This is a genomic window from Candidatus Defluviilinea gracilis, assembly GCF_057138825.1.
Genome location: NZ_DBNHEF010000074.1, coordinates 207,087 through 229,319, shown reverse-complemented (window position 1 = coordinate 229,319; position 22,233 = coordinate 207,087). Strand labels below are relative to the sequence as shown.

At 58.2% G+C, this 22,233-nt stretch carries 19 protein-coding genes; 2 read left to right on the top strand and 17 right to left on the bottom strand.

The genetic code is table 11. The features are described from left to right. Window positions 1-23: 23 nt before the first annotated feature. The 4 genes from AC16KF_RS13795 to AC16KF_RS13780 all read right to left on the bottom strand — a co-directional run bounded on the left by AC16KF_RS13795 (window position 24) and on the right by AC16KF_RS13780 (window position 4,317). Window positions 24-851: an acyl-CoA dehydratase activase gene (locus tag AC16KF_RS13795; protein WP_484037908.1), complete on the bottom strand. Its 828-nt coding sequence runs from the start codon at window positions 849-851 to the stop codon at window positions 24-26. Continuing rightward, complete coding sequence (locus AC16KF_RS13790) at window positions 848-1,663, bottom strand: acyl-CoA dehydratase activase (RefSeq protein WP_484037907.1); 816 nt, start codon at window positions 1,661-1,663, stop codon at window positions 848-850. Before AC16KF_RS13790 ends, AC16KF_RS13795 begins: the two co-directional genes overlap by 4 nt. 137 nt (window positions 1,664-1,800) lie before the next feature. Further along, entirely contained in the window at window positions 1,801-3,099 is a 1,299-nt protein-coding gene (locus AC16KF_RS13785; protein ID WP_484037906.1) for a 2-hydroxyacyl-CoA dehydratase subunit D, read from the bottom strand. 51 nt (window positions 3,100-3,150) lie between these two features. Beyond that, window positions 3,151-4,317: a 2-hydroxyacyl-CoA dehydratase gene (locus AC16KF_RS13780; protein ID WP_484037905.1), complete on the bottom strand. Its 1,167-nt coding sequence runs from the start codon at window positions 4,315-4,317 to the stop codon at window positions 3,151-3,153. Between the two features lie 218 nt (window positions 4,318-4,535). Here AC16KF_RS13780 and AC16KF_RS13775 point away from each other — a divergent pair, with 218 nt between their 5' ends. Together AC16KF_RS13775 and AC16KF_RS13770 are read left to right on the top strand one after the other, a co-directional pair. Then, the gene (locus tag AC16KF_RS13775) at window positions 4,536-4,817 is read left to right on the top strand and encodes a type II toxin-antitoxin system RelE/ParE family toxin (protein WP_484037904.1); all 282 of its coding nucleotides are present in this window, start codon (window positions 4,536-4,538) and stop codon (window positions 4,815-4,817) included. Between the two features lie 14 nt (window positions 4,818-4,831). Then, a complete protein-coding gene (locus AC16KF_RS13770) occupies window positions 4,832-5,131 on the top strand; it encodes a HigA family addiction module antitoxin (RefSeq protein ID WP_484037903.1) in 300 nt (99 codons plus the stop codon). Window positions 5,132-5,179: 48 nt separating this feature from the next. Here the strand turns inward: AC16KF_RS13770 and AC16KF_RS13765 are convergent, their stop codons facing one another. From AC16KF_RS13765 to iorA, 13 genes are all read right to left on the bottom strand, one after another. Continuing rightward, complete coding sequence (locus AC16KF_RS13765; protein WP_484037902.1) at window positions 5,180-6,847, bottom strand: hydantoinase B/oxoprolinase family protein; 1,668 nt, start codon at window positions 6,845-6,847, stop codon at window positions 5,180-5,182. A 171-nt stretch (window positions 6,848-7,018) separates the two neighbouring features. Beyond that, window positions 7,019-9,097, bottom strand: a complete 2,079-nt coding sequence (locus AC16KF_RS13760; RefSeq protein WP_484037901.1) for a hydantoinase/oxoprolinase family protein — start codon at window positions 9,095-9,097, stop codon at window positions 7,019-7,021. Between the two features lie 108 nt (window positions 9,098-9,205). Further along, complete coding sequence (locus AC16KF_RS13755; RefSeq protein ID WP_484037900.1) at window positions 9,206-10,807, bottom strand: acyl-CoA mutase large subunit family protein; 1,602 nt, start codon at window positions 10,805-10,807, stop codon at window positions 9,206-9,208. A 105-nt stretch (window positions 10,808-10,912) separates the two neighbouring features. Continuing rightward, window positions 10,913-11,320: a cobalamin B12-binding domain-containing protein gene (locus AC16KF_RS13750; RefSeq protein WP_484037899.1), complete on the bottom strand. Its 408-nt coding sequence runs from the start codon at window positions 11,318-11,320 to the stop codon at window positions 10,913-10,915. 98 nt (window positions 11,321-11,418) lie between these two features. Continuing rightward, the gene (locus AC16KF_RS13745; protein ID WP_484037898.1) at window positions 11,419-12,573 is read right to left on the bottom strand and encodes an acyl-CoA dehydrogenase family protein; all 1,155 of its coding nucleotides are present in this window, start codon (window positions 12,571-12,573) and stop codon (window positions 11,419-11,421) included. 224 nt (window positions 12,574-12,797) lie between these two features. Continuing rightward, a complete protein-coding gene (locus AC16KF_RS13740; RefSeq protein ID WP_484037897.1) occupies window positions 12,798-14,000 on the bottom strand; it encodes a CaiB/BaiF CoA transferase family protein in 1,203 nt (400 codons plus the stop codon). Window positions 14,001-14,093: 93 nt separating this feature from the next. Continuing rightward, a complete protein-coding gene (locus AC16KF_RS13735) occupies window positions 14,094-14,528 on the bottom strand; it encodes a VOC family protein (RefSeq protein WP_484037896.1) in 435 nt (144 codons plus the stop codon). After that, on the bottom strand, window positions 14,525-15,646 hold the full coding sequence (hisC, locus tag AC16KF_RS13730; RefSeq protein WP_484037895.1) for a histidinol-phosphate transaminase: 1,122 nt from the start codon (window positions 15,644-15,646) through the stop codon (window positions 14,525-14,527). The genes AC16KF_RS13735 and hisC overlap by 4 nt, the downstream gene beginning before the upstream one ends. A 112-nt stretch (window positions 15,647-15,758) precedes the next feature. Next, the gene (locus AC16KF_RS13725; protein ID WP_484037894.1) at window positions 15,759-18,095 is read right to left on the bottom strand and encodes a xanthine dehydrogenase family protein molybdopterin-binding subunit; all 2,337 of its coding nucleotides are present in this window, start codon (window positions 18,093-18,095) and stop codon (window positions 15,759-15,761) included. Further along, on the bottom strand, window positions 18,092-18,559 hold the full coding sequence (locus AC16KF_RS13720; RefSeq protein WP_484037893.1) for a (2Fe-2S)-binding protein: 468 nt from the start codon (window positions 18,557-18,559) through the stop codon (window positions 18,092-18,094). Before AC16KF_RS13720 ends, AC16KF_RS13725 begins: the two co-directional genes overlap by 4 nt. Next, a complete protein-coding gene (locus AC16KF_RS13715; protein ID WP_484037892.1) occupies window positions 18,556-19,401 on the bottom strand; it encodes an FAD binding domain-containing protein in 846 nt (281 codons plus the stop codon). Before AC16KF_RS13715 ends, AC16KF_RS13720 begins: the two co-directional genes overlap by 4 nt. 48 nt (window positions 19,402-19,449) lie before the next feature. Next, window positions 19,450-20,100, bottom strand: coding sequence for a 2-oxoacid:acceptor oxidoreductase family protein (locus AC16KF_RS13710; protein WP_484037891.1), 651 nt, complete (start codon window positions 20,098-20,100; stop codon window positions 19,450-19,452). 248 nt (window positions 20,101-20,348) lie between these two features. Further along, complete coding sequence (gene iorA / locus AC16KF_RS13705; RefSeq protein ID WP_484037890.1) at window positions 20,349-22,229, bottom strand: indolepyruvate ferredoxin oxidoreductase subunit alpha; 1,881 nt, start codon at window positions 22,227-22,229, stop codon at window positions 20,349-20,351. Window positions 22,230-22,233 lie beyond the last annotated feature (4 nt).

Here is a 22,233-nt window from a genome sequence, read left to right as displayed (position 1 = left end):
CTCCTGAACTGAAAAATCGCAGGCTAAGCGCCTGCGATTGCGGGTTGTCCTTCGCTTTGAAGTTTTCCGAAGCGACGATAGCCGAGGATCGCCGCGCCGAGGGCGGAGACGTATTGCACGAGGTCGCCCTCCGCCACGTTGACTTCGGTCTTGATCTGTTCGCGCACGACATGGCTCATGGATTCGAAGCGCAGGATGCCGCCGATGAGCGTGAATTCGGGATTCATGCCGACGCGCTTGAGCAGTTGCACCGAACGCGCCACGAGCGAGACGATGGAGCCGTACATGATGTCGGACGGGGACATGCCCTGCGAGAGATGGTTGATGACTTCGGATTCGGCGAAGACCGCGCACACGCCCGAAATGGGAACCACCGTTTTGGAGACCGCCGCGAGCGTGCCGATCTCTTCGGTTTTGTAGCCCATGTAGCGGGCGGTCTTTTCGAGGAACGCGCCTGTGCCTGCCGCGCATTTGTCGTTAAGGCGGAAGGATTTGACCTTGCCGTCTTCGGTCAGTTGGATGGCTTTCATCGTCTGCCCGCCGACGTCGAGGATGGTGCGCGTTTTGGGGAAGAGGAATGCCGCTCCGCGCGCGCTGGCGTTGATGTCGGTCACGTTCACGTCGCGGAAGCCGACGAGATGGCGCCCGAAACCAGTAGTGACGAGATAGGACGAATCGGATTCGGTCAGTCCCGCCTGTTCGAGCGCGGCGTCGTAGGCTTTGCGCGCGGCTTCTTCAAGGCGGAAGCCCGTGTTGAGCATGGCGCGCGAAACGATCTCGTTGCCGTCTTTCACAATGACGGCTTTGGTGTAGGTGGAGCCAACGTCAATGCCAGTGGTGTAGGTGGTCATGCCGCCTCCTTCTCTTCGGTGGGGACGCGCCCCGCAAGGATGTGGTCGAGCGCGAAGAGCGCCGCGCCCAACGCGCCCATGTAATGCGAATCATCGCTGACGTTGAGTTTGGTCTTCAACGCCTGTTCGAGCGATTTGATCATGCCCGCGTTTTTCGTGACGCCGCCTGTGAAGGTGATCTCGTGTTCGATGCCGACGCGGCGCAGTAACGCGGTCGAGCGCGAGGCGATGGAGAGATGCACGCCCCATAAAATATCTTCGATCTTTTTGCCTTTGCCCAGCCACGAAAGGACTTCAGACTCGGCGAAGACGGTGCAGGTGGTGCTGATCTTGACGGGTCGTTCCGCTTTCATTGCCACGTTGCCCAGTTCGCCGAGCGGAATATCCAACGCCGCCGCCGCCGCGCCGAGGAAGCGCCCCGTGCCAGCCGCGCATTTGTCGTTCATGCAGAAGTCGAGCACTTCGCCCTTGGGGCTGACGCGGATGGCTTTGGTATCCTGCCCGCCCATGTCCAGCACGGTCTTTGTGCCAGGGAACATCTGCGCCGCGCCGCGCGCGTGACAGGAGATCTCCGTCACCTGCGTGTTGCCGAACGTGACGCGGTAACGCCCGTAGCCTGTGCCGATCACATATTCGACTTCCTCTTCGCGGATGCCGCTGGTCTTGAGCGCCTCGGCAAAGGCGTTCTCCGCCGCGATGACCACGTTCGCTCCTGTATCCGTCAGGCAACGACCGACGATCTCTCGGTCTTCGTTGATGATGATTGCTTTTGTTTGCGTCGAGCCTACGTCAACGCCTGCCGCGTATGCCATGAGACAGTACCTCCTAAAATCTTGAAATCGGGACGCAGATGAACGCTGAATACGCTGATTCTTTTCTTCCTTCAGAATCTACAAAAAATCTGCGTTCATCCGCGTTTATCTGCGTCCAAAAATAAGGCGTAAAGTAATCAAGACTGCGCCACTTTTGCCATCTCGCGCCGCGAGGCGAGACCTTCAAAGAAGGCGTCGGCGCGGTTCTTCATCTGCGCTTCAGAGACAACGCGCTTGTCCATCATGTCCGATTCGATGAACAGGCTGGGAACGTCCGTCGCCGCCATCATCGCCCGCCGCCCGTCGGCGAGGCCCGTCGAGACCGTGCGGCAGGATTTGATCGGGTGATAGACCACGCCGTCCAGGTCGTAATTTTTCACCCAGTCGATCACCACGCGATCTTGATGGAACATGTTATCCATCGCTTCGCGCACGCTGATCAAGAATCCCTCCGCGAGGCTTTCGATGGGACGGTTCACGTCGTATTGATAGCCGAGATTGCCGCCGCCCGAAGCAAAGTTCAAATAGGTGGAGTGGACGAAGTTGCCGCCCCATTCGGTGAACATTTCGCTGAAACGTCGGAAGATGGGATAACACGGCACGCCGACGAATCCGAGCCTGTATTTTTCGACGATCTGCGTGCCGATGCCGTGCGCGGCTTTGTATTCCATTTCTTCCACAAGGTTCTTGAAGAACTGACTGCCCTTCTTTGTTCCGCGCAGGTTATTTGAAACGCCCAGATAAACCGTGCCATCCGTCACCGCGTTGAAGAGCGACGGCTTGCTCTTGTTGAGTTCCAGCACGCGCCGCCAGCCTTCATTCATATCGTTGGCGTAACCGAGCGATTCGCGCAGGCGGTCAATGTCGAACTTTTTGCCTGAGACCTGCTCGCAGAGCGTGATCAACTCCCGAATCTGCGCTTCGACATATTTGCGGTCGCGCTCGAAATCGGAACTGCCAGGCTGGAACTGTCCGCCCGCCGCGCGCGTGGCTGGCACGTCAATGACGACGATCGGAATCTTGTAGATCCGCTCCCAGATCTCCGCCCACTTGATGTAGGTATTGCAGGCATTCGTCATCACGGCAATGGAGGGTTTGGGAATCTGCCCCATGGGATGTTGTCCACCGCGCAGTTGAACCGCAATGTCCGCTTTGACGTAGCCGCAGATATCGGGCGAGTAGCCGTAATCCTCCGCCTCCGCGAGATACGTATCCGCCACGCGCCGCACAGCGGTTTGAAGCGAAGTGATCTCAGGCAGCACCAGCGGAAAGTCGAACACGTGCAGTAATTCCGCCATACTGCCCATCACGAAGACATACGCCGCGCCCTCGCCTCGCTTTGCGTGGTCCGCCAGATCGTCAAACCACTCGCGGAACAGGTCTGCCCCTTCTTTGTTACCGCGTCCTACAAGTTCGTCTGTTTGTGTTTCGGTCATGGTTCACCTATCCTAAGACCTGACAGGTTTTAAAAACCTGTCAGGTCTCGGCTAACTAAATATCAAGTTCTCGGTAAACGTCTCCAGCTGGATTTCCATGCTGTCGAAGCTGGTCATGTTCTCTTCAAACTCGCCCACGAAATATGGGATGCCCTTTTCGTCGAGCGCCTTCGTGTACGTCACCTGATCTTCAAGCCCAGGCTCGCACATCTTCGCGGCGGTGATGATCGCCGCCTCCGCGCCCGAGTCCGCGATGCGTTGTAACAACATTTTTTCCTTCGGTTTGCGCGCGTCGTGTTGCACGGGGCTGTAACTGGATTTTTCAAGGTACGCGTCCGCCATGTTCATCAGCAGGTCGCCTTCGAGCGGAACGTCTTCGACAATCCATCTCAAGCCGATCATGAGATCGTCGTCCACGATGTAACAGGATTGCGAGATGGCGCGAATCAAATCGAGCGGAGGCTGTTCGCAGAAGCCGCCCTCGAAGACCACGCGAATCTTATCCTGACGTTTGGCGGGTCGCGCTTCGATCAACGGGATCGCCGCTTTGAGCATTTCGTTGTGTTCCTCGCGCAAAATCATCCCGCCGACGTTCATCAGCAGATACGCTTCAAACCCTGAAAGAAGCCAGGGTTGTTTACGTTTGATCTCGTAAATCTTTCGCAGGAGACTGCGATTCTCGTTATAGACCGCGATGGAATTTCTCAACGCTTCATCCGTAACCTTCGTCCCCGACAACGCTTCGATGTCGCTCTTCACCCGATCATATTCCCCCCGTAAATACTCCGCCGACGCTTTCGAGTTGGCATTCTGCGGCAGGTACAAGATCTGGCACGGATATGAATAGTTCCGCCCCCAGACCGCCGCCAAATTCCGCGCCGCGTCGCAGATGGGATGGGTGACGAACATGTCCAGTTCGACGCGGTTACTCAGGACGAGTTCAAGGTTTGTTTTGAGGATCGAGCAAAGATAGGAGCCGAAGCGCGAGTCGGAGTGAGTCGGCTCAACGGGCGCGCCGCGCATTTTGAGGGGCAGCATCCCCGCCGCGTGGGCGATCTCTTCGGGGAAGTACACTTGAAAATGCCCCAGGACTTTTCCGCCCTGTTCGCGCCAGCGTTTCACTGTGGGGAAGTCGGCGTCCTCCGACAGTTCGCGGCACTCCGCGAAGATGCCCTCCAGGGATTGGTTCTGCCATGTTTCAAACAGCCGCAGGGTCATGCAAAACCTCCAGTCTGTAAATATATCTCACTATTTTTACACATCGTAATTGAAGTGAGATATGTTTAGTATACCCCTCTTTTTGGAATTGTCAACACAACTGCCGAAATTTTAAGGAGCCAGGACGCAGGCTGTTGGTTCATTAACTGGCTCGGAGCGGCTCTCATTCAACGATTAGGCGGTTGACATTTAGCGCGTCGCGCTATAAAATGAAGACCATGATAAAAACCTTCAAGAGCGATGAAACACAGAATATCTATCAGCGTCAACGCTCCCGAAGGCTGCCCGCCGATATTCAACAAGTCGCTTTGCGTAAACTCCGCATGATAAACAACGCCGTTTCTATCAACGATTTGCGAGTTCCTCCAGCCAACCATCTCGAAAAACTGAGCGGAGATCGCGCGGGTCAGTGGAGCGTTCGGATCAACGACCAATGGCGTATCTGTTTTCGATGGGAAGACAACGATGCCTACGATGTTGAAATCGCGGATTATCACTAGATTGGCAGGTAGAAATGACCGATAAATTACATCCCGTTCACCCTGGCGAAGTTTTGCAGGACGAATTCTTGAAGCCGATGAATCTGAGCCAGAATCGCCTAGCGATTGAGATCGGCGTTGACGCGCGGCGCATCAATGAGATTGTATTGAGAACGCGCGGCGTCACGGCGGATACCGCATTGCGTTTGTCGCGCTACTTTGGCACGTCTCCGCAGTTCTGGCTTGGACTGCAGGCGGAATACGATTTAGATATCACCCTCGACGCTTTGGGCAATCGCTTGGAGCGGGAAGTGCGTCCGAGAGTTCCAGCGTAGTACTCTTGCAAACGCCGCCGAAGACGGCGGCTTGAGCGTTCGTTGGGGCTACTCAAACCCATACTCCGATTTCGCCTTTTCCTCAGACACCCGCCCTGCGCGGAGGTCTTCGGCAAGCGCGTCGCGGTCGCGTTCGGCGGGAGAGCCGTAGCCGCCACCGCCAGACGATTCCATGACGACCACATCGCCAGGGTTAAGTTTGGTCAGCCCGTAGGGATTCCCCTGCTCCCCGTTGACGAGAAATTTTGCGCGCGAGCCAGCCTGCCCGCCAGCCAATCCCTCTGGGGGTAGGCGAAAACGTCCAGATTGGATGCCCAGGCTGACGGGAGTCGGAGGCGCGTGTTCGTCGTCTGGGATGCGGAAGACGGTGCGCGTCCCCAGCCCGCCACGGAATCTTCCCGCCCCGCCCGAATCCATCAACAGTTCGCGGCGTTCGACGAGGAGGGGCGTGTCGCTTTCGAGGATTTCGATGGGCGTGTTCGCGCCGTTGGCTGGGAAGATGTAACTGTTCTCGCCGTCGCGGGCGCTGCTTGCGCCCATGCCCCCACCGCGGATGATGACCGAGTGCCAGGGTTTGCCGTTGTTGAACGTTCCGTAAAAGACGTTCATGGTGGCGGGCGTGCCGCCGCTGGAGGCGATGACGCGCTGTGGAAGCGCCTGCGCCAATGCGCGATAGATGATCTCCGCCATGAAGTGACCGATCTGCATCCGCGCGGCGACGGCGGCTGGGAAGCGGCAGTTGACCACACTGCCTTCGGGCGCGTCGAGTTTGATGACCGCGACACTGCCGTGATTGTTCGGAATGTCGGGGTCGAAGATGCTTTTGATCGCCATGTGGACGTAGGCGAAGGTGAAGTTGTATACGACGTTGCCGCCCCAACTGACCTGCGGCGAGGAACCCGCGAGGTCAACGGTGATGTCGCTGTCTTTGATTTCGACGGCGGCTTTGATGACGATATCCTTCTGCCCCTCCATCTGTTCGATGACGCCCTCGGCGCGATAGATTCCATCGGGGACTTGTTCGATCGCCGAGCGGACGCTCTTTTCACTGCGGGCGATGATCTCATCCGCAAGGTCGTCCAGCGAGTCGAGTTGATATTCTTCGAGCATCCGCTGAACCTGCGCGGCGCAGACGTGATTCGCCGCCGTCTGCGAGCGGATGTCGCCGATGACGTTTTCGGGCGTGCGGACGTTCCAGCGGATCATATCCAGCACGGCTTGATTCAATTCGCCGCGTTCGTAGAGTTTTACCAGCGGGATGAACAAGCCTTCTTCAAAGACATCGTGATTGTCAGACGCGACCCGCCCGCCGATATCCGAGTGATGCAGAACGCAAGCCGTGAAAGCGGCAAGGTTTCCTTTGTGGAAGATCGGGCTGAAGACGCAGATGTCGTTAAGATGCCCCGCCAGCGCCCAGGGGTCGTTGGTGATGAACACGTCGCCAGCCTGAAGGTCATCCGCTGAAAAGTGTTGAACCAGTTTGTGAATGCCCAGCGCCATCGCGCCCGATTGACCAGGCGTGGCGAGAGTCCCTTGCGCCAGTTCGCGCCCGTGACGGTCGGTGAACATGCAGGTGTAGTCGTGCGCGTCGCGCAGCAGGCTGGAGAACGCGGTGCGGGCGACGGTGGCGTCAGCTTCGTCCACAATGGAGATCAGCCGCCGCCAGAGGATTTCGAGGGTGATGGGGTCGAAGGTTTGGGTCATGGGTTGTTCCATTTACTGTTTCTTGATTCACTACAAAGGACACGAAGTACACGAAGTTGGGTTGAGTAATGTTTTGGCTCTTTGGTTTAGGCTCTCATGCGCGACGGTCTACAAGAAGGTGTCTAGTTGAGCAAGTCTTAACCCTTTGTGACCTTTGTGTACTTTGTGTTAGAAAATTTTGTATCACTCCCTCCGCATCTCCATCCACAAGAAGCCGAAGCCATCCACCGAAACGGTCGCGCTTTCGCCGACGATGATGGTGGATTCGCGTTCTTCGATGATGGCGGGTCCCGCGAAGGACACGCCAGGGAATAACTTGTAGCGGTCGTAGACTTTGAAGGGGATGAAGTCTTTTGCCTGACCAGAGAACGCCAGCCGTTCGCCCTTGATCGCGTTTTTCACATCGCCTTTTGTTTTGTCCAACTCTTGAAGTTTCAACGGCTGGACAGGCAAACTCGCCCGCGCGCGGAAGTTGACGAACTCGATGGGAATCTCTGGGTAGGTGCGTCCGTAAAGACGTTCGTAATTTTTATCGAAGAGACTCCGCAGTTCGTCTGGCTGAAGTTGCGTGAAAGGCTTGGGCGGCAGAAGCAGGTTCGTCTCCGAGCCTTGACCGATGAAGCGCGCGTCCACCGAGCGGGTGAAGGAAATTTCATCCGTCGCGCCCGCCGTGCGTAGGGCGCGTTCGCCTTCCGCTTCCATGGCGTGAAAAAGTTTTTCGATCTCTTCCACGTCAAGGCTTGCGAGCGGCGCTTTGTGACTGCGGACCAGATCGAAGGCGCGGGGAGCGGTGAAGAATCCCATGGCGGAGCCGACTCCCGCGTTGGGCGGGACGATCACGCGCGGCGCGCCGAGTTTGTATGCCAGCCCATAGGCATGGACGGGTCCCGCGCCGCCGAACGCCGCCAGCGTGACCACTTTGGGATTCCCGCCGCGTTCGGCGATATGTGTCTTCGCCGCCGCCGCCATCGTTTCGTTGATCAGGTCGTGAATGCCCCACACCGCTTGAATGTACGAAACGCCGAGCGGCTGGGCGATCTGTTCCTCCACGCCGCGCCGCGCCGCCTCCACATCCAGTTTCATTTCACCGCCGAGAAAATATTCCGCGTCGAGGTAGCCGAGCAGAAGGTCCACATCGGTGACGGTGGGACGTTTGCCCCCGCGCCCATAGCAGATGGGACCTGGTTCCGCGCCCGCGCTTTCAGGTCCGACTTGAAGCGTGCCGAGACGCGAGAGATGCGCGATGCTCCCGCCGCCCGCGCCGATTTCCATCAAATCCACCACTGGGACTTGAATCGTCAGCCCGCTTCCTTTCATGAACCGTTGGACTCTGCCCACCTCGAACGTTGGGACGACGCCCGCGACTCCGCCCTGGATGAGACACGACTTCGCGGTCGTGCCGCCCATGTCGAAGCAGAACATTTCGGGCAGGTTGAAGAGGCGGCTGAAATATTCGCCCGCGATCACCGCCGCCGTCGGTCCCGACTCGATGATGCGCACGGGAAACTCCGCCGCCGTTTCGACGGAGGTGATGCCGCCGCTGGAGAGCATGATGAACAATCGCCCGCTGAAGCCGAGCGAACTCAACCTCTTGGAAAGTTTTCGCAGGTAGGTTTCGGTCAGCGGTTTGACGTAGGCGTTGGCGACGGTGGTGCTGGCGCGCTCGTATTCGCGGATCTGCGGCAGGACTTCGTACGACGTGGAGATGGACACTTCTGGAAATTCTTTTGCGACGATTTCCTTGACCGCCAGTTCGTGCGCAGGGTTTTCGAACGAGTGCAGTAGACAGATGGCAATGGACTTGACGCCCTCATCCTTCAATGCGTGGACGACCTCCTCCGCCTGTTTTGTATCCAGCGCTTTCAACACGCTTCCATCGGCGCGTAATCGCTCGCGGACTTCCATCCGCAACGGGCGCGGCACAAGCGGCTTTGGAAATTCGGCGAAGACATCGTATGGCGCGTAACGGGTCTCGCGCCCAAGTTCCAGCACGTCGCGGAATCCTTCGGTGGTGATCAGCCCCGTGCGCGCGCCTTTGCGTTCGATGATGGCGTTGATGACCAGCGTGGTTCCGTGAATCACTTCCTTCATCTTTTGCGGAAGATTCGGAACGCGGCTCGTCAACGCCCGCACGCCCTCCTCCACCGCGTCAGACGGGTCGCCTGGGGTGGTGAGGCATTTATACACTTTGATCTCGCCCGTTTCATCGTCGAGCAGCACAAAGTCGGTGAACGTCCCGCCGATGTCGCAACCAAGCCGCATAGATTCTCCTAACTCAAAAAATTAAACACGAAGGACACAAAGGTCACGAAGGAAACCCTTTAAAACCTTTGTGTACTTCGTGTCCTTTGTGTTTGAATCTTTTTCCAATTACAACCGCACCTGTTCCGCATATTCGCCGAAGACTTCTTTCAGCGTCTTCGTGATCTCGCCAATGGTCGCGTATGCGCGCACGGCTTCGATCAACGCGGGCATGGTGTTCTGCCCGTCTCTCGCGGCGGCGCGGACTTTTTGAAGCGCCGAATCAACCGTCCCTGCGTCGCGAGCCGCGATCACTTCCGCTGTGCGGCGAATCGACTCCTCCGCCTGTTTCGAGTCATACGGATGCAGAGCCACGTCGCGCTTTTCCTCTTCCATGCGAAAGCGGTTCACTCCGACTTTTGGAATTGACCCATCCTGGACGCCTTTTTCAAACTGATAGGCTTGACGCGCCACCTCGCCCTGCAAGATGCCCGCGCTGACCGCCTCCACGATTCCGCCCCACTGTTCGTCCACACGCTTGATCTCGTCCGCCATGCGGCGCTCGAATTCGCTGGTCAAACTTTCGACGTAGTATGAACCGCCGAGCGGGTCCACGGTGTCGCCGATGCCCATCTCTTCGATCAGGATTTGCATGGTGCGAAGCGAGATCAACGCCGCCTTTTCGGTTGGGATGGTGTAGGCTTCGTCGTAACTGCACAGCGCCATGGTCTGCGTGCCAGAGAGGGCGGAGATGAGCGCGTAGTACGCGCCGCGCACGATGTTGTTCTCGGGTTGTTCGATGGTGAGACCGCCGCCCCCGCCGCCCGCGATCATCTTCATCATCATTGTGTTGGGATTTTTCGCGCCGAACTCGTCTTTGATGATGCGCGCCCATAACCGCCGCGCCGCGCGGAACTTTGAAATCTGCTCGAAGAAGTTGCCGTAGATATCGAAGTTGAACGAGATCTGCCCCGCGAAGTCGTCCACGCTCAAGCCGCGCCCCAGCCCGCGGCGGATATATTCGCGCGCGATGGAATAGGCATAGGCGATCTCCTGCATGGGGTTCGCGCCCGATTCGCGGATGTGGTATCCGCAGACCGAGACGGGATAATATTTCGGCGCGTTGCGCGCGCAAAATTCGATCGTGTCGCCGATCAAACGGACGGCTGGCTCGACGGGGAAGATCCACGCGCCGCGCCCGATGTATTCCTTGAGGATGTCGTTCTGCGCCGTGCCGCGCACTTGATTCAACGGCACGCCCTGCTTTTCGGCGGCGACAAAATACATCGCCATGATGGGAGCCGCCACCGCGTTGATGGTGAGCGAGACGCTGATCTGGTCAATGGGGATGCCCGCAAAAGCGACTTCCATGTCCGCGAGCGTATCCACCGCCATGCCCACGCGCCCCACTTCGCCATCCGCCAGCGGGTCGCTGGAATCGAGTCCCATTTGGGTGGGCAGGTCGAAGGCAACGTTGAGGGCGTTCTGTCCGTTTTCGATCAGGAACTTGAAGCGTTGGTTGGTCTCATGCGGCATTCCGAACCCCGCGTATTGACGCATGGTGAACGGTCGCTGGCGGTACATGAAGGGATGAATCCCGCGCGTGAACGGGAATTCGCCTGGCTTGCCGATGTCGCTCGCGGCGTCGATCTCTTTCAAGTCTTCGGGTCCGTACACGGGTTTGACGGGGATGCCCGATTCCAGAATCACATCTCGAATTTTGTCTGCCATTGGAACTCCTATGGGCAAAATTTTTTCAAACACAAAGGACACCAAGTACACAAAGGGTGGAAGACGTTTGGGTTTATTCCTTCGTGACCTTCGTGTACTTCGTGTTTAAGACACTTTATCCGCGATGCTGTTTCGTATGAACGCGGCGATCTCTTCGAAGGGACTGCCTGTGGGGAAGACGCCCGCCACGCCGAAGGAGGTCAGCGCGGGGATGTCCTGTTCGGGGATGTTGCCGCCGACGATGACGAGTTTGTCGTCCATGCCCGCTTTGCGGAGTTCGTTCATCAATTTTTCGGCGATGGGCAGATGCGCCCCAGAAAGAACGGAGAGACCGATCACGTCCACGTCCTCTTGCAACGCGCTTTCGACGATTTTGGGGACGGTCTGATGCAAGCCTGGGTAGATCACCTCAAAGCCCGCGTCGCGCAAGGCGAGTGTGACCAGTCTCGCGCCGCGGTCGTGACCGTCCAGCCCTGGTTTGGCGATCAACACTCGGATAGGTTTTTGTGTCATAAGTCAATTCCTTCTGTTTTCTTCATCCGCAGATTACGCTGATCTTCGCCGATTTTTCTTTTTTTGAATCTGCGCAATCTGTGTCATCTGCGGATAAATTATTTCCGCGACTCGGGCGCGCCCATGGCTTTGGAGATGACGTTCCTCAGCACTTCGGATGTGCCGCCGCCGTATAGTAAAAATCGCGCGTCGCGGTAATAGCGTTGCGCGTCGTATTCCATCGCGAAGCCGTAACTGCCGTAGATGCGCGTGCATTCGTCGGCGATGAAGTTGGCGGTTTCGGTGGCGAATAGTTTCGTCATCGAAGCGAGTTTGACGTCTTTATTGCCCGCGTCAATATCCTTCGCCGCCTGATAGACCAGCGCGCGCGCCGCTTCGAGACGAGTCCCCATCTCGGCGATCTTGTGCGAGACGGCTTGATAGTTTGCAATCGTCTGCCCCGACTGGACGCGCTCATTGGAATATGTGATGGACGATTTCAACGCCGCCTCGCCCAAACCGAGCGCCAACGCGCCCGTCATCACGCGGATCTGGCACAGGATGTCGCCGAGATTCTTGAACCCCGCGCCTTGTTTGCCGAGCATGTTCTCCGCAGGGACGTGGACATGCTCCAGAATCAACTCGGAGGTTTCCGAGGCGCGCACGCCCATCTTCTCGATCTTGCGCCCCACGCGCACTCCCGCGCGTTCCTTCTCGACGAGGAAAAAGTCAATGCCTTTGAAGCCAGCCTCGGGATCCGTTTTTGCGGCGACGGTGAAGAAGTCCGCCACCGTCGCGGAGGTGATCCACATCTTCCTGCCGTGAATCTCCCAGCCGCCCTCCTTTTGAATCGCGCGGGTGGTGATGCCGCCGAGGTCGGAGCCGAAGTCGGGTTCGGTCATCGCGATCGTGCCGATCTTTTCTCCGCGCAATGCGGGCATAAGCAGGCGTTGACGATGTTCGTCTGTGCCAAAGCGATGGACCAAGTCGGTGCCCATCAGCGTTTGCATGGCGACCGCCGCCCCCAGCGAGAGCGAGCCGCGCGCGATCTCTTCCATCATCAGGCAGTAGGTGAGGAAGTCCGCGCCCATGCCGCCGACGGATTCGGGATAGCGCAGGGCGAAGTAGCCGTTGGCGGCGCAGCGTTGAAACAGCGCGCGCGGAAATTCGCCCCGCTCGTCCATCTCTTGCGCGGAGGGAATCACTTCCTTATCCACAAAACTGCGGACGGAGGCGCGGAATTGTTTTTGTTCTTCGGTCAGCAATAGATCCATTGGTTAGCCTGTTGTACTTGCAGTGAAGAGCCGTCCACGAATTTTTTCACGAATACTCGAATGTGTTGCGCCAATTCGTTTATTCGTGGTTTTATTCGAGGATGGTTTTCTAGATTGTCACAACAAAATCAGGACGCTGACGCGAAGCGCGCAGAGAACGCAGATTTTCTTTTTTGAATCAGCGAAATCAGCGTTTTTCTGCGTCCCAATAAATTGCCATGCCATCAAACAACGCCTTTCTCCTTCAACTCATTCACGTCGCAACTCAACGCGCCGAATACGTTTTCATTATGCTCTCCCAAACGCGGAGGGAATCCTAGAGTCAAGCCGCGCGCGCGTAAGTGCGCGGAGATGACCGCTGGCGGCGAAATGGCGATCTCGATTCCCGAACGCGCATCGCGCGCCTTCACCAGTTGACTCGCGATCAACGGGTCGGCGCAGACTAGCGGGATGCTGTTCACACGCGAGACGGGCACGCCGATCTTGTTGCACATTTCGATGATCTCAGCCGTGGAATGCTTTTTGAAGATCGCGCTCAATTGCTCGTTGAGTTCATCCACCTCCGCGATGCGCCCCGCGTTGTGTTTGTATTTTTCATTCGCCAGCGATTCGAATCCCGCCTGCCCCGTCAACGCCTCCCATTGACGGTCGGTGCCGACGGCGAGATACACGAATCCGTCCGAGGTGGGGTAGACCGACACAGGCGCGAAGAATTGATGCGTGTTGCCGCGCCGCGCCGCCTTCACATCGAAACTATGCGAAAGCAGGACGGGCGAGACCATCCACGAAACGGCGGATTGAAACATGGAAATATCGAGCCGCGTCCCTTCACCCGTGACCGCCCGCCGATATAACGCCTTCATCACCGCGCCGTAGGCATGTTCGCCCGCGCCCAAATCCACCATCGGCAAGCCGAAGACCATCGGGTCGCCATGCGCGTCGCCCGTCAACTCCATGAAACCCGCGCGCGCCTGCAAGATGGGATCGTACGCCGCTTCGTTGCTCGTCGGTCCAAAACCCGTGATGCCCACCCAGATCAAATCGGGTTTGATCGCGCTCAGCGTTTCGTAATCAATGCCGAGCTTTTTATACGAATCGGGGCGTTGATTCGTGGCGAAGATGTCAATCGGCGTTTCGCGGATCAGGCGATGCAGGATGCGCCGCCCCGTTTCGTCGAGCAGGTTCAGGGTGATGGATTCCTTCCCTAAATTGTTCGGCAGGAAGTAGGCGTTCATCCCCGACTCGAAGCCTGTCTCGGCGTTCGAGTCGCTCAACACCTGCGGACCCACCCAACGGTTCGGGTCGCCGCGCGGAGGCGACTCAAGGCGGATGACCCGCATCCCATCCATGACCAGTTTCAAGGTCATATAAGGAAGCGTCGTCGCCTGTTCGAGAGAGAGGACAGTGAGAGAGTCGAGGGGATTCATATCATTGATTCTCCCTCACCCTAACCCTCTCCCGCAGGGAGAGGGGACTCCCTTCCCCCCGCGGGGGAAGGGCTGGGGATGAGGGCGCATTTCCTACGCCACAGCCTTCTTCTCCGCCAGATGGATCAACACGCCGAACGAATCTTTCGGATGCACGAACGCTTCGCGCCAGACCTTGCCTTCAAACGTCACGCCTTCGCCGTAGGTGTGACGATAGGCGATGCGCCCGCCGCGCCGTTCCAACTCGGCGATGGCTTCGTCGAGATCGTCCACCTCATACGTGATGTGATGCACGCCAGGTCCGCCGTTGTGTTTGAGGAACTTCGCCACAGGGCTGTCTTCGCGCGTCGGCTCGAGCAGTTCCATCAGGCTTTCGCCCACTTCAAACGGGCGATAGCGGATGCCCATGTCTGCGATGTTTTCCTCGTCGTGGAATTTTGCGTCGAACCATTGCTCGAAGAATTTCTTCGCCTCATCCAGATTTGGCACAGCCAATGCGACCCGTTCAATGCGTTTGATGTACGTCACGCGGCGACTCCTTCCGTTTCCAGCACGTGTTTGAGAGTTTTGATAAAGTCCGTATTTTCTTCCATCGTCCCCACGCTGACGCGGATGGCGTTCTTCATCCCGAACGTGGTCAACTCGCGGACGATGAATCCGCGTTGCAAAAGCAATTCCGTCAGGCGAGCCGCCCCCAGCGGCGGAGCGATGATCGCGACAAAGTTCGCCTGACTCGGAATGGCTTGCAAATCCAAATCGGCGAACGACGATTCAAAATAATCGCGCCCGTTCAAGACCGTCTTGCGCTGAAGTTCGTTGTACTCGTCGTCGTCCATGCTGGCGGCGGCGGCGCACAGGGCAATGTCGCTGGTGTTGAACGGCAGGAGCGCGTGGCGCGTGTACTCGGTCAACTCGGCGGAGGCGATCATATATCCCACCCGCAGATTCGCCAGCCCCGAAGACTTGGAAAAACTCCGCAGGACGATGACGTTGCGTCCCTGCTCGATGTACTCCAGGCTTTTCGCGTGCGCGGGATCGGTCATGTATTCGTGGTACGACTCGTCCATCACCACCACCACATGCTCGGGGACCTTGCTCATGAAACGCTCGAATTCCTTTTGCAGGATGATCATGCCCGTCGGGTTGTTCGGCGAGCAGAGAAAAACGATGCGCGTATCGTCGTCAATCGCGGCGAGGATCGCGTCGAGGTCGAAGCGGTGATGCGCGGTCAACGGGATGATGCGACACTCGCCGCCGAAGGTGGTGGTGAAGATGTGATACATCGGAAACGTCACGTCCGCCATGACGTTGTTGCCGCCGTCGAAAGTGAACGCCTGCGTGATCATTCGCAACAAATCCGTCGCGCCGTTGCCGATCAGAAAATTATCTTCGGTGAAACCGCGCCCGAACCGTTCCGCCAGTTTTCGGCGCAGGGTCACATCTCCCACGCCAGGGTAGCGATGCGCCTCCGCCATCATCTCCAGCGCGGCTTGAATCGCAAGCGGCGACGAACCCACTGGGCTTTCATTCGAAGCCAGTTTGACGATCTTCTCAAGCCCATACTTTTCGTGAATCTCTTGAATGCTCCTGCCCGCCACATACAGCGGGACAGTCAACAGGTCGGGGTTGAAGCGGGGTTTCGTCATTCTTTCTCCTTGGCTCTCGCGCGTTATACCTTCAAAATTGGACGCGGATAAACGCCAATGAACGCGGATTCAAAAAAGAAGAATCTGCGTTCTCTGCGTTTTTCTGCGTCCCCTAAAGAACCGCTCCCTTTTCTTTCACATCCAACGCCGCCAGCACGCGCTCGGGAGTCATCGGCAGTTGGATCATGCGCGCGCCCACCGCGTCGTAGATCGCGTTCGCAATCGCGGCGGCGGTCGGCGTGCCGCCCATCTCACCCACGCCCTTCGCGCCGAACGGGCCGCCAGGGTCGTCGGTCTCGATGATGTGCGTTTCGATGATCGGCATATCGGCGGAGGTGAACAGGCGGTAATCGAGCAGGTCGGGGTTCATCACTTTTCCATCTTTCACGATCAACTCCTCGGTCAACGCATAGCCCAACCCCATCTGCGCCCCGCCTTCGATCTGCCCCTCCACCGCCATCGGGTTGATCGCATGACCGACGTCGTTCGCGCACGCCAGCCGCAACACGCGCACCTTGCCCGTTTCGGTATCCACTTCCACTTCCGCCATTTGCGCGCCGAAGCCGTACGCCGCCGAAATATTTCCTTTATACGTATCCTTATCCACCAGTTGAGTCGGCGGGTCGTACCAGCCTTCGCCGAGGATAACCTTGCCGCCCTCCTTGAAATGACGACGACGGGCAACCTGTTCCAATGAGATGGACTTCCCCGCTTCATTCTTGACGGAGACCTGCCCCGCGCTCGCGGACAGTTGATCCACGCCGACGCCGAGCAATTGCGAAGCCGTCTCGAAGATTTGATTCCGCGCATCCACCGCGGCGAGGTACGCGGCATTGCCCGCGATGAACGTCGTCCTGCTGGCGTGGACTCCCACATCCCAGGGTTTGATGTCGGTATCGCTGTTCAACACCGTCACGTTTTCGATCTGCGCGCCCAGCGTCTGCGCCACGATCTGTGCCAGCACCGTCTCCGACCCCTGACCGATTTCCGTCGAGCCAGTCACCAGCGTGACGTGACCGAAGTCGTCCACTTTGACCGTCGCCCCACAGCCGTCACTGCGATAGATGCGCGCCCCGCCGCCGACGTTCAGCGTGGAGGCGAATCCGATTCCCCGTTTGATGTGCGGCGGCAGGTTTCCATTGTTGCCGAGTTCAAATGCCGAAGGTTGCTTCGCTGAAGTTGTCGGCGCTTTCTGCGCGACGCTTTGGTCCGCGCTCGCGGCGACCGCTTCGAGACATTCCTTCAACCCGCAGGAGGTGATCACCAATCCCTGCGGCGTGGTGGAGTTGGGCACGTTCGCGTTCAGGATACGGAAGTCCACAGGGTCCATGTTCAACGCTTCGGCGAGACGATCCATCAGCGTTTCGATGACGAACGTGGATTGCGGGTTGCCGTATCCGCGCATCGCGCCCGTGATGAGGTTGTTGGTGTACACGCAGTCCGCTGTGAAGCGCGCGTGAGGAACTTGATATAACGAAGCGGTGGTCTCCATCATCACCAGCGGCGTGACCGTTCCCCACGAGATGTACGCGCCCACATCCAACATACACGACACATCCCTGAAGGTGAGCGTCCCATCCGCTTTTGCGCCCGCCCGCGCGGTCACTTCCGCTGGCTGGCGGGCAGGACCCGCCAAAAATTCCTCCTCGCGCGAGAACGCCACGCGCACAGGCTGACCCGTCTTGCGCGACATCAACGCCGCGATGGGTTCGTAGGGATAGATGTCCAACCCGCGCCCGAACGCGCCGCCGACGGCGGTTTGAATGATGCGGACCGCGCTCCCAGGAATGTTCAACGCTTCGGATAGATCGCGCTGTAACAAAAACGGGATTTGCGTCGTGCTCCAAAGAGTCAAATGCTCCCGATGATCGAACTGCGCCACGACCACGCTGGTCTCCATGCACACATGCGAGACATACGGAAGCAAAAATTTCTCCTCCACCACAACCGCCGACTCGCTCTCGCCCCGCGCCAGATCGCCGTGCGAGTAGTTGTAGCGCTGGAACAAATTCGACTTGTGTTCGGGGTGAATCAACGGCGCGGATTCCATCAGCGCTTCGCGCGGCGAAAAGACATTCGGCAGAAGTTCGTAATCCACTTCGATGAGCGACAGCGCTTCTTCGGCGATGTCGGCGTCGGTTGCGACCACACCCGCGATCTCGTCGCGCAGACTTCGCGCAATATCCTTGAACGGCTTGTTATCCTTGCCGTAACCGAACAAATGCGGCGGATTATCTTTGAACGTCAACACGCATTTGACGCCGCGCAATTTCTCGGCGCGGGAGGTGTCCATGCGAACGATCTTGGCGTGCGGATACCGCGAATATAAAATGCGCCCATGCAACATGCCTGGCAGGCGCACATCGTGACCATAGGTGGTCTTGCCCGCCGCCTTGCTGGGCGCGTCCAGTTTGGGAATGCGTTGACCGATGAGCGGCGCGTCCGTCATGCTCTTCCCTCCGCAACGCTCATCACCGCTTCGATGATTTTCGCGTACCCCGTGCATCGGCAGAGATTGCCCGCCAGCCACGCCCGCGCTTCGGCTTCGGTTGGCTTGGGGTTTTCATCCAACAGCGCTTTGATGTTCATCACAAAACCTGGCGTGCAAAAGCCGCATTGAATGCCGCCCTTCTCGACCAGCGCGCGTTGAATGGGATGCAACTGCCCCTCTGTTGCGAGTCCCTCGACAGTGAGAATCTCCGCGCCGTTCCAATCTGCCGCCAGCATCATGCACGCAGTCGCAGGCGCGCCGTCTGCGATGACCGTGCACGCGCCGCAATCGCCCGAGTCGCATCCGCGGTGCGCGCCCATCAAGCCGAGTTCGTTCCGCAGAACGTCCAGTAAACTTCGGCGCGCGTCAACATACACTTCATGCGCGTCGCCATTCACCGTAAGTGTGATCAGCAATTTCATAACGTTGCCTCGATGCCTCTGCGGACCAAAACTTCCACCATGCGTTTGCGATACCACGCCGCGCTTCTCACGTCGCTGATGGGGGAACACGACTCGGCGGATATTGTCGCGGCTTGGCGGATGATCTCGCCTGTCAGCGTTTTTCCCTCCAGCGACTCTTCCCCGCTTCTCACCCGAAGTGGAGTTGGCGCGACCGCCCCCAACACGATCCGCGCCTGACGGCATTTGCCGCCCTGTTGTTGAATCCGCACAGCCGCGCCGACGATGGCAATGTCCATGAAGGCGCGCGGCGAATGTTTGAGATACGCCGTCTGCCCCTGCGGCGGCGGGACGATGATCTCTTTTAATAACTCGCCCTTTTGCAAAACGGACCTGCCAGGACCCGTAAAAAATTCGGCGAGCGGAATCTGTCGCTCGGAGGAAAGGCTGACGAGACAGGCAACCGCATCCAGCGCGATGAGAGGCGGGGCGAGGTCTGCGGATGGCGAGGCGTTGCACAAGTTGCCGCCCAGCGTCGCAAGACTGCGAATCTGCTCCGACGCCATGAGTCCCGCCGCGATGGCGAGAACAGGATAAAAGTCGCGGATGAGCGGCGAGCGGGTTAAATCCCTCAGCGTGGTGAGAGCGCCGAGGCGCAGTCCTTCATTGGAATCGAACGACAGCGCGCGCAGTTCGGGGATGCGCTTGACGTTGAGCACGGCGGCGGGCTTGAGGATATGATTTTTCATCCTGAGAAGCAGGTCGGTGCCGCCCGCGATAACGGCGGCGTTCCCATTGCGCTCGGACAGAATCGAAAGCGCTTCGGATAGTGTGGCGGGGGTGAAGTGGTCGAATGTGTTCATGATATGAGTGTGGTTCTGAAAACCTTTTAACCACGAAGGTCACAAAGGTCACGAAGGTTGTGAAGGGAAAACCCTCACAACTTGATTTTCTTCCTCCCCTTTGTGTACTTCGTGTCCTTTGTGTTTCATTTCTTCCTCGTTCATTTTCTTCCCCGCCTCGAAGCCCGCGTGGATCGCCCGCAAATTGTTCTCGCTTCCCTTTTTGGAAATTTGTTTGAGCGTTTGAATCATGTCTTCGTAGGGAAGACCCAAAACAGAAAACGCCGCGACGAACCCCGCCATCACGATATTTGCGGCGGCGGGCGAACCCAACTCGACGGCGACTGCGGTGGCGGGATAATTCAAAACGCGGATGTCCAACCGTTCGAGATGCGGCGCGAGACTCGCGTGCAACCCTTCGGCGCTGTTGACGAAGACCGCCCCGCCGCGGCGCATGAAGTCGAGGTTTTGCGTGGCTTCGCCCGCATCCAGGGCGATCATCACATCCGCCGAGCCGCGCTGGATGAGCGGCGCGTCGCTTCCGTTGATCTTGAGATGCGAGATGACCGAGCCGCCGCGTTGACTCATCCCATGCGTTTCAGAGACGACCACGCCCTGCCCAAGTTCGAGCGCGGTTTGCGAAAGCAGGCGCGTGAGAAAGACGATCCCCTGCCCGCCGATGCCCGTGATGATGACCTTGCGTTCGTTGGTTGAGTTCATGTTAATCAATGTTTCGGCGGGCTAACCCACAGGGGGCTTTGCACAGCTCTGCCTCTTTTATGAAAGAAAGTCGGATATTGTTTTCTTCTGAAAATCAAGCCATTAACCTTAACTGCACATACCAAACCACCGAGACACGGAGACACCGAGAAAAATTTATTAAAGACTCCGTGACTCAGCGTCTCCGTGGTCTATAGTGGAACGAAACACAACCCTTCATCATGATTGCAATTGGCTCTCTTTATGCTTCATACCGAACCCGCCATCTCGGCAATCTTCGGGACGATGAATCCCTTGTGGCAGGCGTCAATGCACTGACCGCAGTCCACGCAGATGGTGTAATCAATATCCACGCGGCTGCCGTCGGCGCGCAGAACCAGCGCGGGACATTCAAACGCCTCCGTGCAGAAGCGGCATCCGTCGCATTCTTCGGTGATGACGACGGGCAGCGGATTTTCCAGAATCGGCTCCTTGTCGTACAACACGCACGGGCGGTCCGCGATGACGACCGCCACGCCTCCATTCGGAGATTGCGCGTGCGCCTGCGCCTCTTTCAGGATTTCGGCGAAATCCTCCTGCTCGTACGGGTCGGTCACTTTGAGGTATTCGACCCCGCAGGCGCGAACCAGATCGGGGATGGAAACTTTGCGCGGCGCGTCGGAGCCGTCGGCGAGATAGTCGTTCGCGGCAGTCGGCTGAAAACCCGTCATTGCCGTGGTGTGGTTATCGAGGATCAACAACACAAACCGCGCCCCCGTGTGGACGGCGTTGATCAGCGGCGGGATGCCCGAATGTAAAAAGGTCGAGTCGCCGATGGTCGCCATGATGACGCGCTCGTCGTTGGCGAGTCGGTTGGCTTGGAAGAATCCGTTCGCCATCGTGATCGAAGCGCCCATATCCACAAAGGTATCCACCGCGCGGAGATTCGTCCCCAGCGTGTAACAGCCGATATCGCCAGGGTAAATGGCGCGCGGACCGAACGTCCGCTTCATGGCGTAAAAGGCGGAGCGATGCGAACAGCCCGGGCAGAGGCGCGGTCGCCTGACGGGCATGGGCAGGGTTTTGAGGAACGCGCTCAGTTCGCTGTCTGCGGGCGCGGCGTGGACTTGCATCCCCGCTTCGGTGAAGGCTTTGTGCAAAATCGCGAACATCACTTCGGGAGTCAACTCGCCCGCGTTGGGAACCGCGCCGTCGAGCCGTCCCTTCACGTTGCTGCGGTCCGCAATTTGCAGTTCGATACACGCGTCGGGTTCTTCCAGCACAATCACGGTTTTGACCGACGCGCAGAAATTTTCGATTAAAGATAATGGCAGTGGGAACGGCGTCCCGATCTTGAGCATGGGAACGCGGACGCCCAACTCGCTCAACGCCTGATGGGCGGTGTGATACGCGACGCCCGAGGCGATGATCCCGATCGCGCCGCCGTCGGCGTTGATCGTTTCGTTGTATGTGGATTTGGAAAACTCAGCGGCGATGTCGCTCAGTTTCTGGTTGAGTTCCGTATGAAGTTTGAAGCGCAGTTTGGGGGTGGCAGTCCAATGGACCGGGTCTTTCTGAAATTTGACGGAGGGGATTTTTTCATCGGGCGCGGATTCGTCCACGTCGTTCGGGCTGACGACGTGACACAAGCGCGTCGTCGGGCGCACGATGACGGGGATCTTGAAGCGCTCCGAAAGTTCGAACGCATCCTTGATCATCTCCCGCGCCTCGGCCGGCGTGGACGGGTCGAACACGGGGACTTTGGCGGTAAGCGCCAGCAATCTTGAATCTTGTTCGGTCTGGGAGGAATGCGGTCCAGGGTCGTCGGCGGGGATGATGACGAACCCGCCCTTCACGCCCGTGTATGCCGCGCTAAACAGCGGGTCCGATGCGACGTTCAATCCCACCTGTTTCATGGCGACGGCGGCGCGCAGTCCCGTCCAACTGGCGGCGAGCGCTACTTCAAACGCCACCTTCTCGTTGACCGACCACTCCGCGTACACGTCGCGGCGGAGGCGTTTTTTATATTTGATGACCCCCGCCAAAATTTCAGAACTTGGCGTGCCAGGGTAGGCGGTCACCACGCGGCACCCCTGTTCCACCATCCCCAAAGCGATCGCTTCGTTTCCAGTGATCAGTTGAGAGGTCATAATC

Bases quoted from the DNA above. Each gene is read 5' to 3' on its own strand.
- AC16KF_RS13755 (WP_484037900.1), bottom strand. From the start codon at position 10,807: ATGGCAGACAAAATTCGAGATGTGATTCTGGAATCGGGCATCCCCGTC.
- AC16KF_RS13770 (WP_484037903.1), top strand. From the start codon at position 4,832: ATGACCGATAAATTACATCCCGTTCACCCTGGCGAAGTTTTGCAGGAC.
- AC16KF_RS13715 (WP_484037892.1), bottom strand. From the start codon at position 19,401: ATGAACACATTCGACCACTTCACCCCCGCCACACTATCCGAAGCGCTT.
- AC16KF_RS13795 (WP_484037908.1), bottom strand. From the start codon at position 851: ATGACCACCTACACCACTGGCATTGACGTTGGCTCCACCTACACCAAA.
- AC16KF_RS13780 (WP_484037905.1), bottom strand. From the start codon at position 4,317: ATGACCCTGCGGCTGTTTGAAACATGGCAGAACCAATCCCTGGAGGGC.
- AC16KF_RS13710 (WP_484037891.1), bottom strand. From the start codon at position 20,100: ATGAACTCAACCAACGAACGCAAGGTCATCATCACGGGCATCGGCGGG.
- AC16KF_RS13740 (WP_484037897.1), bottom strand. From the start codon at position 14,000: ATGAATCCCCTCGACTCTCTCACTGTCCTCTCTCTCGAACAGGCGACG.
- iorA (WP_484037890.1), bottom strand. From the start codon at position 22,229: ATGACCTCTCAACTGATCACTGGAAACGAAGCGATCGCTTTGGGGATG.
- hisC (WP_484037895.1), bottom strand. From the start codon at position 15,646: ATGACGAAACCCCGCTTCAACCCCGACCTGTTGACTGTCCCGCTGTAT.
- AC16KF_RS13760 (WP_484037901.1), bottom strand. From the start codon at position 9,097: ATGCGGCTTGGTTGCGACATCGGCGGGACGTTCACCGACTTTGTGCTG.
- AC16KF_RS13725 (WP_484037894.1), bottom strand. From the start codon at position 18,095: ATGACGGACGCGCCGCTCATCGGTCAACGCATTCCCAAACTGGACGCG.
- AC16KF_RS13750 (WP_484037899.1), bottom strand. From the start codon at position 11,320: ATGACACAAAAACCTATCCGAGTGTTGATCGCCAAACCAGGGCTGGAC.
- AC16KF_RS13790 (WP_484037907.1), bottom strand. From the start codon at position 1,663: ATGGCATACGCGGCAGGCGTTGACGTAGGCTCGACGCAAACAAAAGCA.
- AC16KF_RS13745 (WP_484037898.1), bottom strand. From the start codon at position 12,573: ATGGATCTATTGCTGACCGAAGAACAAAAACAATTCCGCGCCTCCGTC.
- AC16KF_RS13775 (WP_484037904.1), top strand. From the start codon at position 4,536: ATGATAAAAACCTTCAAGAGCGATGAAACACAGAATATCTATCAGCGT.
- AC16KF_RS13720 (WP_484037893.1), bottom strand. From the start codon at position 18,559: ATGAAATTGCTGATCACACTTACGGTGAATGGCGACGCGCATGAAGTG.
- AC16KF_RS13765 (WP_484037902.1), bottom strand. From the start codon at position 6,847: ATGGAACAACCCATGACCCAAACCTTCGACCCCATCACCCTCGAAATC.
- AC16KF_RS13785 (WP_484037906.1), bottom strand. From the start codon at position 3,099: ATGACCGAAACACAAACAGACGAACTTGTAGGACGCGGTAACAAAGAA.